General features: G+C 68.4%; 11 protein-coding genes. 4 read left to right on the top strand and 7 right to left on the bottom strand.

Annotated elements, in window-relative coordinates; genetic code table 11:
* Window positions 1-154: 154 nt before the first annotated feature.
* The 4 genes from EDC02_RS24910 (at window position 155) to EDC02_RS24895 (ending at window position 3,819) form a co-directional block, all read left to right on the top strand.
* A complete protein-coding gene (locus EDC02_RS24910) occupies window positions 155-1,048 on the top strand; it encodes a phosphotransferase (RefSeq protein ID WP_123604035.1) in 894 nt (297 codons plus the stop codon).
* Complete coding sequence (locus EDC02_RS24905; protein WP_123604034.1) at window positions 1,045-1,524, top strand: GNAT family N-acetyltransferase; 480 nt, start codon at window positions 1,045-1,047, stop codon at window positions 1,522-1,524. The genes EDC02_RS24910 and EDC02_RS24905 overlap by 4 nt, the downstream gene beginning before the upstream one ends.
* Window positions 1,525-1,972: 448 nt before the next feature.
* Window positions 1,973-3,313: a Tat pathway signal protein gene (locus EDC02_RS39725; protein WP_148083606.1), complete on the top strand. Its 1,341-nt coding sequence runs from the start codon at window positions 1,973-1,975 to the stop codon at window positions 3,311-3,313.
* Window positions 3,314-3,333: 20 nt separating this feature from the next.
* Window positions 3,334-3,819, top strand: a complete 486-nt coding sequence (locus EDC02_RS24895; protein ID WP_233606278.1) for an SAM-dependent methyltransferase — start codon at window positions 3,334-3,336, stop codon at window positions 3,817-3,819.
* Window positions 3,820-4,037: 218 nt separating this feature from the next.
* Here the strand turns inward: EDC02_RS24895 and EDC02_RS39720 are convergent, their stop codons facing one another.
* The 7 genes from EDC02_RS39720 to fxlM all read right to left on the bottom strand — a co-directional run bounded on the left by EDC02_RS39720 (window position 4,038) and on the right by fxlM (window position 12,700).
* Window positions 4,038-4,523 carry a hypothetical protein gene (locus EDC02_RS39720; protein ID WP_148083605.1) on the bottom strand — a complete coding sequence of 162 codons (486 nt, stop codon included), beginning with the start codon at window positions 4,521-4,523 and terminating at the stop codon, window positions 4,038-4,040.
* A 246-nt stretch (window positions 4,524-4,769) separates the two neighbouring features.
* The gene (locus EDC02_RS24890) at window positions 4,770-5,924 is read right to left on the bottom strand and encodes a hypothetical protein (RefSeq protein WP_123604031.1); all 1,155 of its coding nucleotides are present in this window, start codon (window positions 5,922-5,924) and stop codon (window positions 4,770-4,772) included.
* A gap of 3 nt (window positions 5,925-5,927) precedes the next feature.
* Window positions 5,928-6,887, bottom strand: a complete 960-nt coding sequence (locus EDC02_RS24885) for a thiopeptide-type bacteriocin biosynthesis protein (RefSeq protein WP_233606277.1) — start codon at window positions 6,885-6,887, stop codon at window positions 5,928-5,930.
* On the bottom strand, window positions 6,869-8,026 hold the full coding sequence (locus EDC02_RS24880; RefSeq protein WP_123604029.1) for a lanthionine synthetase C family protein: 1,158 nt from the start codon (window positions 8,024-8,026) through the stop codon (window positions 6,869-6,871). Before EDC02_RS24880 ends, EDC02_RS24885 begins: the two co-directional genes overlap by 19 nt.
* Window positions 8,023-11,139, bottom strand: a complete 3,117-nt coding sequence (locus EDC02_RS24875) for a lantibiotic dehydratase (RefSeq protein ID WP_123604028.1) — start codon at window positions 11,137-11,139, stop codon at window positions 8,023-8,025. The genes EDC02_RS24880 and EDC02_RS24875 overlap by 4 nt, the downstream gene beginning before the upstream one ends.
* 99 nt (window positions 11,140-11,238) lie before the next feature.
* Window positions 11,239-11,433, bottom strand: a complete 195-nt coding sequence (fxlA, locus tag EDC02_RS24870; protein WP_233606276.1) for an FxLD family lanthipeptide — start codon at window positions 11,431-11,433, stop codon at window positions 11,239-11,241.
* Between the two features lie 46 nt (window positions 11,434-11,479).
* On the bottom strand, window positions 11,480-12,700 hold the full coding sequence (gene fxlM / locus EDC02_RS24865) for a methyltransferase, FxLD system (RefSeq protein ID WP_233606275.1): 1,221 nt from the start codon (window positions 12,698-12,700) through the stop codon (window positions 11,480-11,482).
* Window positions 12,701-12,882: the final 182 nt, after the last annotated feature.

Genomic DNA, 12,882 nt, shown 5'->3' with positions numbered 1-12,882 from the left:
GCCTCCCGCCAAGAAGACCGCTGTCCGATGTCACTCTTCTTCTCCCGGCACGGTCATTGGCCTGCGCGACAACTGGTGACGAAGGTGCGCCGTCGCCAGTTCGGGCTGGCGCGCCGCCGTTGGCCGTGACGCCGTCGGCGGGCAGGATGACTTGATGTCCTTCTCCGCATCCCAGACCATGTTCGCGCCAACCGACCCTGACGCTTGGTCGGCGCTGCGCCAGCACGCTGCCCGGGTCGGGATCATGGTCGAAGGGCTGCTGCATCACACGGACAAGGCGATCGTGGCCGCCGGGTCCCGCGACGGTGAGCCGGTGGTGGTCAAGCTGCTCACCACCGACGATCCGTACTGGATCGGCCGCCGCGAGCATGAACTTGGTGTCTACCGGCGCATCGCCGCAGACCCACCCCCGGTGGTCACGCCCCGGCTGCGGTACGCCGATGTGCGGCTCACCGTCCTCACGCGCGTGCCGGGCGCCCGGCTGGCCGACGAGCGACACCTGACCGGCGATGTGAACGGCCGATCCGTCGAGGTCGTGCTGGATACGCTCGATGCGGTGGCCGCGTGGCTGCCGCACCCGCCGCTGCCGGAGCCGATCGCCGACTACCACGGTCGCGTCGACGCCGAGCACGCCGCCGGCCAGCTCGACGACGCCGGCAGGGCAGCGCTGCACCAGCTCGTGGACGCCAGCGGCGACACCCGGCAGGTCGCGCACGGCGACCCGTTACCGGCCAACCTGCTGCTGGCCGACGGCCGCTGCGCGATCATCGACTTCGAACACTGCGGCCGATATCTTCCCGGCTACGACCTTGCCCTGCTCTACACCATCGGCGCACCGGCCAGCCCGACCCTCGCACGGGCGATCAGCGGCCGGGTCCACGGCCACGACCTCACCGTCGGGTTCGCGGTCAACCTGGCCCTGCTCATCGCCAGGGAGGTCCGCCTCCATGCCCCGCTGCCCGACAACGCGCAGAAGACACACCGCCTCACCGCGCTGGCCCGCCTGCGAGGCCATGCCGCCGACCTGATCCGTCAGGCACCGCGATGATCATCACCGCGCTGACAGTCGACCACCTTGCGGCGGTCCGCGAGCTGATGGCCCTGGGCGCCCCCTACATCCGAGCGCGGGACCTGTCCGACTACTGGCTCTACGCGAACCTGTTCTCAAGCACGTGCCCGCTGGCCGTGGACGCGGATGGCCGGGTACGCGGTGCGGTGATCGCTCTGCGCGGCCAGGACCAGCCCGACGATGTCTACGTGCAGGACGTCATGACCCACCCCGACGCCCGGGGCCGTGGAATCGCCCGCGCGTTGCTTACCGTGGTGGCCGACCGCGCCGCCGGCTGGGGATGCCGGCGCCTGTACCTCACCTCCGAGCCGGACAACACCACCGCGCACTCGGCCTGGCTGTCGATGGGATTCACCAACATGCCCGGCGACCGGCGGGTCAACGACATCGACGTGATCACCGCGTTCAAAGGACCGGGCAAGGATCGCGCGGTCTACCAGCGACTACTGACCTGAGAGCCGACACCGCAGGTAGGTTTCCGGAGCCGCAAGGCTGGCACTAGGCGTGTCAGCGGTTGGGAGTTGGGGCGTCATACGACCAGCCACGCCCACCCCAGTTGGCGTGCCGCGGTGAACGGAGTGAACGCGCGAACAAGCCGTCCGCCAACTTCGGCCGGTCAGATCGGGACAAAGCGAGCGTGGGTGCGACGGTTTGACGGGCAGTGGGACTCCGGACCGCCGAACTGCGCACCCGAAGCGTCAACGCAGACGGGGCCGTGGGGACGAAGCCGCCTTGAATTGACCGATAAGCTGGCATCGCTCAAGCAATCGCGGTTGTACGTCTGTCGTGGCGACGGCGTTCGATTGAGCGTCGTGAAGGGAGGAGCCGATGCCCCGACGCCAGGACGCGGTGATCACACCAAATATCCGGCTCAGTGATGCCCGTCGGCGCTTCCCATCACCTATGCGGCCGGCCCAGTGCCTGTCCCGTGCTGAGCTGGCCGATGCGGTCAACGCCGCCCTTGATCGGCTCTACGCCGCCCGGGACATGACCGCCCAGTACGTGGATGCCCGCTGGGTCGGCAAGCTTGAGCGCGGCGAACACCGGTGGCCCAGCGCGGAACGCCGTGCCGCCCTACGACACGTCCTCGGTGCTACAGACGCGGAAATCGGCCTCTACAGCCCACGGCGCACCGAGTCGGTACTCGCAGACGGCAGGGATGGGCCAACCAGCGGCAGCTCCGAGATCGATACCCTGGACCCATTGGGCGATCTCGGGAGCGTGGACGTGGACTCACTTCGGCGGCATCTGCTACGAGCGGCTGCCTCCACTGCCGTCGGGATCCTCGCTTACGACGCCAGCAGGCCGGCACGGCCGGCAGCCCGCCGTGCGACCAGTGACGACGCCGACGCTGTCCGCGAGATGGCCCAGATGTTCTCTCGGGCCGATCAACGGCGCGGCGGTGGTCACGGACGAGCCGCGGTGACCCAATACCTGCACACCGACGTCGTCGGACTACTCGCCGCCGACAGCGACGAGCGCACCCGGCGTCGACTGCTGTCCGCTGCGGCAGAAGTGGCCTACCTTACCGGTTGGATGGCTTTTGATGACTCGGACCATGCCGCCGCCCGCCGGTACCTCAGCCTCGCGGCACGCTTGGCACGCGAAGCCGATGACCATGCCCTCACCGGACACATTCTCCGTGCTCTGGCCCACCAAGCCCTTGACCTTTCCCAACCGCAGCAGGCGCTGGAGCTCGCCACCGCAGCTATAGACACACCCCGCTACGCTGCCGCAAGTCCGCGTGAACGCGCCCTGATCGGTGTCGTCCACGCTCGCGCACTCGCCGCAGCAGGCAGTCCCCAGGTAGCAGCCGGTGCCCTCATCCGCGCCGAGAACGACCTCCGAGCCGCCGAGGTCGGTGACGACGAACCGACGCGAGTGTTCTTCTTCACCGAGGCCGCGCTCGCGCATGAAACCGCCCGGACACTTCATCTGCTCGGTGACTACAGCGGTGCCCGAGACCAGTTTCAGCGAAGCGTACACCTGCGACAGGCCAGCCATTTCGCTCGCACCCACGCCGTCACCCTCGGATATCTCGGCACGATCTACGCTGAGACGGGCGAGATAGAGCAGGCCGGTGACACTTGGGCCGCAGCCCTCGACGCCATGTCAGGCGTCCGGTCCGGTCGTACACGGCAAACCGCAGCAAATATCCAAATGGCCCTGCGGCCATGGCTCCACCACGTTCCAGCCGTTCGCCGCATAGACGAACGAGCGGCAATCTACCTCACCACCGCATGAACTGCAGAGAGGAACGCTGCGTGGATTCCCAGAGGTTCGACATCCTGACCCTCGCTGTCGTCGTCGGTGGCCGCATGGAGCCAACCGATGACTATTGGGGCGGCACTCGATCAGTAATCCGGATCGATTCGGAAAGATTCGCACCCGACGCAACCGCTGGACTGGAGGACTTCTCTCACCTCGAAGTGGTTTTCCGGTTCCACCTCACGGATCCCACAGACCTGCACCTTGGCGCACGCCGGCCACGGGACAACCCGGAGTGGCCGCCGGTCGGCATTTTCGGCCACCGCAACATGCGCCGCCTCAATTGGCTCGGTGTCTCCCGCTGCAAGCTCCTCGCTGTCGATGGGCTCGACCTGCACGTCGAGGATCTCGATGCTGTCGATGGTACGCCCGTTATCGACATCAAGCCCTGGTTCAGTGCCATGGGTCCGCGCGGTGAAATTCGCGAACCGAGATGGACTGGCGACATGCTGCGGCATTACTATGACGAAGGCGGCAAGTAGCCAGGAGTGCGGCCATTCGTCATGGCCATCCTAACTAACTGGTCGTTGTCGCGACCTGAATTGTGGCGGGTGGTGCGATCGGGCGGTGAAGTGGGGACCTTCGACGGTCGATCGCCTGAGCCGCCGGTGTTGATCATGGGCCGGTTTTGAATGTTCATGTGTTAAGGAGGGTTCGAGCCCAATCGAAGAAAGCGACGCTCAGTCGGGAACGTTCCGGGTCAGGCAGGGCTGAGTACCCCCCATAGCGCAGTGGTCAGATCGCTGACCGGATCCAGTGCTCGGACACCGTCCGCCTCGTTGTTGATCTTGAGGTTGTCGATACCTGCTGGGGACGTGTCCCAACAACCCCTGTCGCGCACAGAGACGCCGCTGCGGGTGACCGGATTCGTTGTAGCCGTACGTCGTGGGCTGTATAGGCCGAGTTCGGCATCGTTACCAGCACCCAAGACGTGGCGCAGGGCCGCGCGCCGCTCGGGGCTGGGCCAGCGGTGTTCACCGCGCTCCAGCTTGCCGATCCATCGGTTGTCGACGTACAGAGCGCCGAGGTTTCGGCCCTGATAAAGCCGGTCGAGCGCAGCGTTGACGGCGTCAGCCAGTTCGGACCGGGACAGGCGCTGCCCGGTTCGCTGCGGCGACGACAGTTGTCTACGTGCGCGGGCGAGCAGCGCGTTCGGTGTGACCACCGTTTCCGGATGACGAGGCACCGTCGCCCTTCTTGGACCAGATGGAGTTCCAGGGGTGGTAACTCAGCCTATCGGTAGTCCCATGGCGGCCTGTCCGGCAGCGCGTCCAGCTCCGACATCGCGATCCAGGCGTGTCTACAGAGATCGGCCTGCTCGTCGGCGGCGAGCAGGCCGGTTCGCAGCAGCGCGCGTTGCTCCTGCCCGAAGCAGGCCAGGAAGGCGGGTGCGGAACACGGCGCGGCCGAGTCGACGATGGGTGCCGTCGATCTACGTGGGGATCGGCTTCGTAAGGGGACTCGCCTGAGACCGCGCCTGAAGCACCGTGTCTAGGACCTTCACAGCTGTCGTCGCTGTGGTAGTGATCTTGTAGGTCACTGCTGCGGGCAGTTCTCCGACCCCGAGGCCCGCGTTGGCTGCGATACGGCGTAGGTGGGCGTACTGGTCTCGGGTGATGCCGGCCAAGGGCTCGTGGAAGCCGAGGACGTCGCGGGCGGCGTAGCCGTCGTCGGTCTCAATTGCCTGTTGCGCGGTCTGGTGGAGGACGTGGGTTGCCACTTCCGGCTCGATGGCGCTGGCGAGGATGGCGACGGTGAGCCCGAGACGTGCTCGGTAGGACGCGTAGTTGGATGCGGCTATGGGGATGGTGAGTCGCTCCACGGCGGTGGATAGGCAATCGATCGCGCGAGGGCTGCCTGGGCCTGCGCATATCAGTTCGAGGCAGGCGGCGATCTGATGCTCCCACGGTTCAGTGACTGAGCTGGCTGCGAGTACTGCGCGGCCTTGGTGCGGGTTGCCCTGAATGCACGAGGCGATGATGGTTGCCTGCCTGCCTTCCATCAGGTGGTCGCCCATGCCGTTGTGGATACGGGCGTGGTCGGCGGCGTCTCGCCATCGGTGGCCGAGCGCCAGGATGCGGATGCCTTCGCTGACGAGTTGGAGCCATACCCACTGTCGCAGCTTGCGGCGTTCGTCTCGGTCGCCGGTGAGGTTGGCGGTGGGCAAGGTGTGATCGCCGATGGTGAGGTCGGTGCGGTGGGTGACCGCCTGGTACATGGCCTCGATGAGTCGTAGTGCTGGTGTTCCCTGGTCGGCGCGGATCTGCAGGCGGGCCAGGTTGAGGACGGGTTCGAGCATGTAGTGGGCTTCGAGGGTGGTGAGCGGTCTGGTCAGGCGGCGGTAGGTGTCGATGTGTTGCCAGCAGAGTTGGCGGGCGAGTTCTGGCATTCCGGCGTCGCTGGCGATGAGGGCGGCCTTGTTGAGGGCGTGCGCGGCGTCGGCGATTCCGTGTTCGCCCTTGTGGGTGGCGGTGTTGGCCGCATCGGTGATCTCTTGGATGCGTAGGGGTAGGGGTGGGCAGTCGGGGCGTGGGCGGCCGAGGAGCGGGAAGCGGCGTACGGCGGCGGCGATGGTGGCGTGGTACATGGCTCAGCTCCCGGGCAGGATGGCGGCGGTCGCGGCGCGGGCGAGGATTGCTTGGGTGTGGGCGGGCAGGTCGAGTCGGTTCCAGTGGAAGATCACGATCTGGGCGAGGGCGGCTCGGGCGCCACGGCGGAGGTGGCCCGCGCGGGCTGCTTCGGCGTACTGCTCGCCGGCTCGTATGAAGGCCAGGTGCCAGTCGTTGGCCGGGGTGAGTGGGCCATCGGGGGCGAACAACGCCGTGCGGGCGTCGGCCGGGAGGGCGAGCAGGGGTCGCATCTGGTCGGCGAGTCGTTGGACCCGGGTCGCGTCGGCGGTCGGAGGGGTGGGTCGCATCTGGGCTACCTGATCGAACACGTCCGCTGCCTCGAACCAGTCGAGTCCCGCGCTGTGTTGGAGTGCCCGGATGTGCAGTAGGGACAGTTCCCGGCGACCGGTCGAATGGGGGTCGGCTCCGGTGTAGTGGAGCATGCCTCGGCTGTCGGCGCAGAACAGTTCGTGCACGATGGCCATGGGCGTGTCTCCACCGAACGCGGCTGTCTCGGGCTCGTAGATGCCTGGCCGCCAGTCGGCGATCACGCCGGTGGTGGCGAGTTCGTCGAGGAGTGTGCTGGCGGCGTCGTGGTCGGTGGTGCGGACCCTGATCCGCCAGTACGGGTGTTTGCGCAGGAACCACCATGGGGTTCCCTCTCCGTCGAGCCGGTCCAGGTGTGGGGCGATCTCGACCCGGAACAGGGCTTCGGCGGTGGTCCAGTCGTGGGGCCTGATGAGTGCGTGGTACCAGATGCTGGCGTGCTGGCGTTGCAGGGCGGCGAGCCCGGCGGCTTTGTAGGTCTGCACCGCGTCGGCGAGGTCGTTCACGTCGATGCCTGTCTCGGCCGCGGTTGCCTCCGCTGAGGTTCCCGAGATGGTGGCCTCGACGAGGGCGGCCATGCGGTATGGGTTGATGGTCAGGTGATCAGTAGGCATGCGTCCCACTTGGTTCGGGGTTGCGTGCTCAGGTGCACGGTCTGCATCGCGAGGGACCAGCCGGTGCGGCCGGTCAGGAATCCGGCGTGGTTGAGGCCGGGCTCGCTGTGGGTGAGGCGTTCGGCGAGGGCGGGAAGCTGTGTGGCGATGTCCGGGGTTCGGGCATCCGTGGCTGCGCGGTGTGCGGTGGCGTGGAGTCCGGCTAGGCCGTGGCAGATCCCGGGCTCGGTGAGGCGGTCGACCTGAGGGCTGCGAAGGCACGCTGCTAGGGCAGCTTCGGCTGCGACCTGACGGGCGGTGTGATGGGTGGCGATGGCGGCGAGTTGCAGTGCGCGGGCGATGCCAGGTGCCCCGTAGCACCATGACGGCCTCCCCGGACCTTTCTGGATCGGGCGGCCGGTGAGCAGTTCGTCACGGGTGAGCCATTGGGGCCACCACGGACCGTGCGGTGTCTCTTGCCGCCATCGGTCGAACCAGGCGCACAGGCGCTCGGTCGCCTCCGTCTGGCCGTCGACCTGCCGGTCTGCTCGGGTAGCGAGGGCGAGCAGGGAGAGCAGTCCGGCGGCGCCGTGGGCCATGCCGAGGTTGGCGTGGCCGCCGGGGGTGGGCAGGAGTGGGTCAGGATCGTGGTCTACCCACCAGCCGGGGAGTTGCTGTCCGTCGTCGCTGCGGGGCTCGGTCAGCCGTACGACGTGCCTGAGCAGGTCGCTGAGTTCGTCGCTGTCGGGCAGGTCCCGCAGGAGTAGGGCGCCGATGCCGATGAGGCCGGAGAAGAGGTCGTACTCGGCGAACGTCGCGTGCCGGCCGTGTCGGAGCCGTTCGTCTGTGGCGGTCAGGCGTTCGCGTACGAGCCGCCGTACGTGGTGGGTGAGGTTCTGCCGGGCAGTGGTGTACCGGTCCCGGCCATCGGAGGTGGCCGCGTTGAGCATGAACAGGATGGCTGGTGCTCCGTAGTACAGGCCCGTGTGCCTGCCCGCGTCGACCGGGCTGCTCGCGGCTCGCCTGACGAGGTGGTGCACGGCCGTCCAGTCGCTGGTGCCGTTGGACGCTCGCTCGATTGCGAGGACGGCGACGCCGACCATGCTGGTGGCGAGCGACTGCCAGTCCGCGTCGCTGTCGACCTCGTTGGTGTCCGTCACCGGGCACCTGCCTGGGCCAGGCAGCGCATTGCCGCCGCTCGCGCGGCGTGGTTGGTCTTGCGCTCGAAGTCCGGGTCGACGCCGACCGCGCGCATGTGGTGTTCGTGCAGGAGGGTCCGCAGGACGCTCGCGGGGTCGCGCTGTGGCAGCAGGCAATCGTGGTAGGCACGCAAAGCGACGTCACGTGCCTGCCAGGCGTCCGCGACAGCACCCCCGCCGGGCATGGTCCGCAGGTTTCGGTAGTCGCCGGTGGGCTCGGCCAGTTGACGGGCCAGGTCGGAAAGCGTGCGCTCCGCAGGTGTGGCCGCCCCGTGAAGGCAGGCCAACAACGCCCGGTACCCGGTCTCGTGGTCGGGGGCGAAAGCTGCGGCGAGCCGCGCCATGGACGCAGCCGCGAGCGCTTGCGCGGGTATGCCCGCCTGCTCGGCGGTCCGCAGCTGCGTGATGGCGGCGGCGGTGTCGGTGGCGAAGACCTCCTCGGCGGCCTGGACTGCGGGGCCGTGACCGTAGCGGGCAAGGTGCTGGCGGTACGGGGCGAGGATGAGTTCGGCGGGCAGTCCGCGAGCCTCCAAGCCGGCGGCGAAACCAGCCAGGACCGCGCACACGGGTATGTAGGCGCCGGGTTCGCTGAGGCGCAGGAACAGGGATATGTGCTGGTCGGCTTCAAGCCTGATCGTGTCGCGGTGCCGCCTGATCCACCAGCGTTCCACGCCGAGGCCGGCGAGGTTGTCGGCCAGCCTCGGCAGGTGGGCGGTGAGCAACTGGTCGGCGCGGGCCGGGTTGCCGATCCACTGGGCGTGAACGACGGTAGACGCTCCAGGCCACAGCGTGTCGCCTGGCGGGTGGGTGACCGGCGTGCGTCGGATCGGCGCAGTGGTCAAGGCGAGTGGGACGAGGAACTCGGCCGGGCGACCTCCGGTCCACCCGTAGCCGCGGGCAGGGGCGTCTTCGCGGAGTTCGAGCCGATCCGCGCGGGCGAGGCGGGTACGCAGGAGGGCACGGTCGAACGGCCGATCGAGGTCCAGGGGAAGGCGTAGCTCGCCGTGGCAGACCACGACCCGCGCAGGCACGCGCCACTGCCGCCGCCACGAGGCGAGGGACGCCTCCCACCGGGCCTCGGTCGCGTCGGCCTGGCCGGCGTTGTCAGGGGTGAGGTCGGCGGCGTTTAGCAGCCAGCGTGCCGGGGCCAGGATGATCCGGCGGTACCGGATACGGGGAATGTAGGGCAGGTTGCGTGCGGCTGCGCCGTGGTCGAACGGCCCGAAGACGGCGCTGCGGGCGTCGGCGACTTCAGCGAGGAACCGTGCCAGAGGCGGGGTCTGCACCACGGTGTCGAGAGCGTGCGGGATGTGCGGGACGACGCGGCGGCCGGTGGGCTGGTGGACGAGGTACATCTGCTCGCTGTCGACGGTGACCGCGAGGTCGTCCACATCGATCACCGGGCCGTCTGGATGCTCGGACAGGGACAGCACATCGGGCAGGAACGTGCCGACGCGGGTGACATTCTGGTTGTGCGTCCGGCGGGGCGGGAACGATATCTGGACCGCCAACGCTTCGCCAGGGCCGCGCTCGTCAGCGGTGAAGGACCTGATGGCCTGGGCTCGCTCGGGCGGGTCGAGCAGGTACGCGAACCGCCCGGCCATGCTGGTCGGCGTCCGGGGCGCTGCCGCCACCCGCAACTCGAAGTCCCCATCGTCCAGTGCCTCGGTCGTGGCCGCATGCACGGCGAACCCCAGCTCGACTCGGGGAGGTGGGACGGCCGAAGCATGGTCGCCGACGGTCAGCGCGGCGATATCGCTGTCGGTCAGGCGGATCTCATCGGCACCGCTGAGAACCGCCTTCTGGATCATCGCCCCGAGACGCACATCGCGTTCGGTCAGCGTCCGCCAGGCCGGACGTGCGCGCGGTGCGCCGAGGAATCCGGTCGGGTACCCCAGGCCGGAGTCCGCGACCAGCTCACGGACCGGCACCAGCGCACCCGGCCCGTAGCGGTCACGGAACCGGGCGTGGTAGTCCAACCAGGCGACTGAACCGAACGGCTGCGTGGTCACGCGCAGCAACACCTCTGCGGCGAGTACCGCCTCGTCTAGTACCTGAGGCGGAACGCTGATCTGGGCGTCGAGCCGCAGGTCAACGGCAAGCTGATGCTCTGCGGCGGGCGCCAGCGCGGCCATCGACTCGGTCAGCGCAGCACGGATCCGCGTCGCCTCCGAGGGATCTGCCAGCGTGTTGTGCCGCGTCAACTGCTCATGGACCGATTTGAGCTGATCCAAAGTGGGGGCTACCTCGCTCAACTCGGCCGCCCCTTCAGCCTCTAGCGTAGCGATGACATGGGCGAGGCCGTCCACGGCCGTCATCGGCGGGCGAAGGCCGGTGATGAGGAAACCGCCATCGACCAGGCCGTGCACCATGGCCGCGATCGTGCCCATAGCGACGCGGGGCACCTCGTCCGCGATCCGCGCGACGAGCTGATCAAATCGGATCGGCCGGGCCGCGTGCGTGAGGGTCAACCGCACGGGCCGGGTATCTCTGGTGGACGTCTCACGGGGCAGTCCGGGCGAACGCTGGCCAGGCTGAGGCCGCGCGGCGACGATGACTCGACCGTCGCGCACGAACCTAGCGTTGTCGGCCACCACTGACAGCCGGGGCCGCAGCGCGCGGCACCCTTCGAGACTGTCCACGACGAGCGTGAGCCATTCACCGTCGACCCGGGCGATAGCCCGGTGCCGATCCCCAATCTTCCCGGACGCCGGGCCGACCGTCGCCGTCGTGACGGCGGCGAACAAGCCGAAGGGCGTCGTCCGCCGCTGCCATCGCAGGAGGTAGGAGGCTGTGGCTAGCACGGCGCGGCGAACGGCGGCGGCCGTGGCGTCACGTGCGCCGGAGACAAGGAGCTGGTCAACACGAGCGGCAAGGGCGGGGCTGGCCATCGAGATTGCTTCCCGAACGTCGGGCCGGGTCCACTGTTCGGCCAGCCAGACGAGAGAATCCCGCTTGATCGCCCCAGGGTCGACGAGGTCCGCCCCAGGCTCGGGGCCGAGGTCGCCAGGATCAGTGCTGGCCCGGACCAGCACCGGACCGACCGGCTGGTATCCGGTGCGCTCGGGCCGCATACGACGCCTCCTGCAGGGTGAGGTGGGACCGGGCCGCCGGAGCCCGCGAAGCAACGCGGGCTCCGGCGGCTGGAGGGTTCAGCTACGGCAAGGGCGCGATCAGGCCGGGTCGTAGGACGAGGTGCTGCACGCGCTGGTGCTGCAGGTCTCTCCGCAGCCGTCGCTCGTGCTGCAGGCCATGACGACCAGCGGCGTGGCGGACTCGATCACCCGCATGTCGAGCACGAAGTCGTCATCGGTGACGGCCTCGGTGTCGACGGTGGGGGCGTCGAGGACCGCAGTCGGCGGAGCCATCGACATCACTCTCCTCACTGGAAGGGGTTGTGTGGTGCCACCTGGTCTACGACCAGGAGATCGAGACGACGCCGTGCGTCTTCGACATGACGACGGCGTCAGCAGGGATGCGGGCGTGGTCGCTATCAGCGGGCCAGTAACCGAATCTGGGCTCGGCGTGGCGACCGCCGCGATCCCACGCCTGGATCTGCTCGACCATCGCCGCAGCGGCCTCCTCGCCGTCCGGACCGTAGGCGCGAGCACCGAACTCGACACCTTCGCCCTCCAACGCAGGCCGGACCGCCAAGTAGGCGAAGCCCGCCCGGCAGACGACCCCGAAGGGGAACCACCCGCGCTCGGCGGCCAGCTCGGTGCCCTCGTCGGCGGCGATACGGCAGAAGCCAGGAAGGAACCACGCGAACCACAGGTGCAGATCGGCGAACGACACCCCGTGCTTGATCGTCACGCCGGACCACCGTTCGGCGCGCTGCGTCGCGAGGATGGCGTCGAGCCGGCTCATCTCCTCCGGAACACCGGAGTCGAACGACAGGCGGACGTTACGGCCCTCGGAGTCGGGCAAGAGGAACACCCGGTCCGGGTGCCTGCCATCGCCCTGCATCGGCACGAACCCGGCGACTTCCAACGAGCTGCTGACCAGGTGGTCGGCCTCGCGACGGAACCCGATCGTCCTCGTGACCGCGTTCATGACCAACGGCACAACGAGAGTTCCGTTGTCCCGGAGCTGATCCAGTAGAGCCGGAGCGATGTCCCAAGCCCCCACCGTGACGACGATCGCGTCGAACGGCCCCTCGTCCGGCACCACGTGCTCCGCATCAGCGACGAGGACCCGAACCCTGCTGCCATAGCCGTTCTTCTCCAGCAGGCCCGCCGCCCGGTCGGTGACGTCCGGGTCGATGTCAACGCTGACCACTCGACCTTCCGGACCAACGATCTCGGCGATGTACGCGGCGTTCAGACCACCCGAGCCCACCTCCAGCACCGTCATGCCCGGCCGCAACTCGGCCTGCTCCAACATCCGAGCCTGGATGTAGGCCGCAGACACAGACGAGATCGCCACACCGTGCCGATCACGCTTCGTAATCACCGAGTTGTCAAACCCGTAGGCAACGGCCAGATCGGTATCGTCGGGCATGAACCGCTCACGCGGCACCCGCCGGATCGCATCCTCCACCGCCCGGGTAACGATCTTCCCCCGGGCACGTAGCTCGTCCACCAGCTCGGCGCGCAACTCAGCAGCACGATCAGCGTCGAAACCTGTGTCAGCCATCTGGACCACTCGATACTTCCTTCTCATCGGATCGGTCAAAGCACCTCACCGGGCCGCAGCGGCCAGGGCCGCGCGGAGCCAGCGAGAGTCGGAGACGGGCCGGCGCTGGGCACCGACCTACTCGAAGAGGCCAGTCTGCTCACAGAGCCGCCTCCGAGCTGCGGAGCTCTCACGGCGAGGCG

Origin of the sequence: Micromonospora sp. Llam0 (assembly GCF_003751085.1) — a bacterium.
In the GTDB taxonomy this organism is placed as follows: Bacteria; Actinomycetota; Actinomycetes; order Mycobacteriales; family Micromonosporaceae; genus Micromonospora_E.
Note: the sequence above shows the minus strand (reverse complement) of the source record. Positions and strands in the feature narration are given on the sequence as shown.

Excerpts from the sequence above, each read along its gene's own strand:
- EDC02_RS24910 (WP_123604035.1), top strand. The coding sequence starts at position 155 with ATGTCCTTCTCCGCATCCCAGACCATGTTCGCGCCAACCGACCCTGAC.
- EDC02_RS24905 (WP_123604034.1), top strand. The coding sequence starts at position 1,045 with ATGATCATCACCGCGCTGACAGTCGACCACCTTGCGGCGGTCCGCGAG.
- EDC02_RS39725 (WP_148083606.1), top strand. The coding sequence starts at position 1,973 with ATGCGGCCGGCCCAGTGCCTGTCCCGTGCTGAGCTGGCCGATGCGGTC.
- EDC02_RS24890 (WP_123604031.1), bottom strand. The coding sequence starts at position 5,924 with ATGTACCACGCCACCATCGCCGCCGCCGTACGCCGCTTCCCGCTCCTC.
- EDC02_RS24885 (WP_233606277.1), bottom strand. The coding sequence starts at position 6,887 with ATGCCTACTGATCACCTGACCATCAACCCATACCGCATGGCCGCCCTC.
- EDC02_RS24875 (WP_123604028.1), bottom strand. The coding sequence starts at position 11,139 with ATGCGGCCCGAGCGCACCGGATACCAGCCGGTCGGTCCGGTGCTGGTC.
- fxlA (WP_233606276.1), bottom strand. The coding sequence starts at position 11,433 with ATGGCTCCGCCGACTGCGGTCCTCGACGCCCCCACCGTCGACACCGAG.
- fxlM (WP_233606275.1), bottom strand. The coding sequence starts at position 12,700 with ATGGCTGACACAGGTTTCGACGCTGATCGTGCTGCTGAGTTGCGCGCC.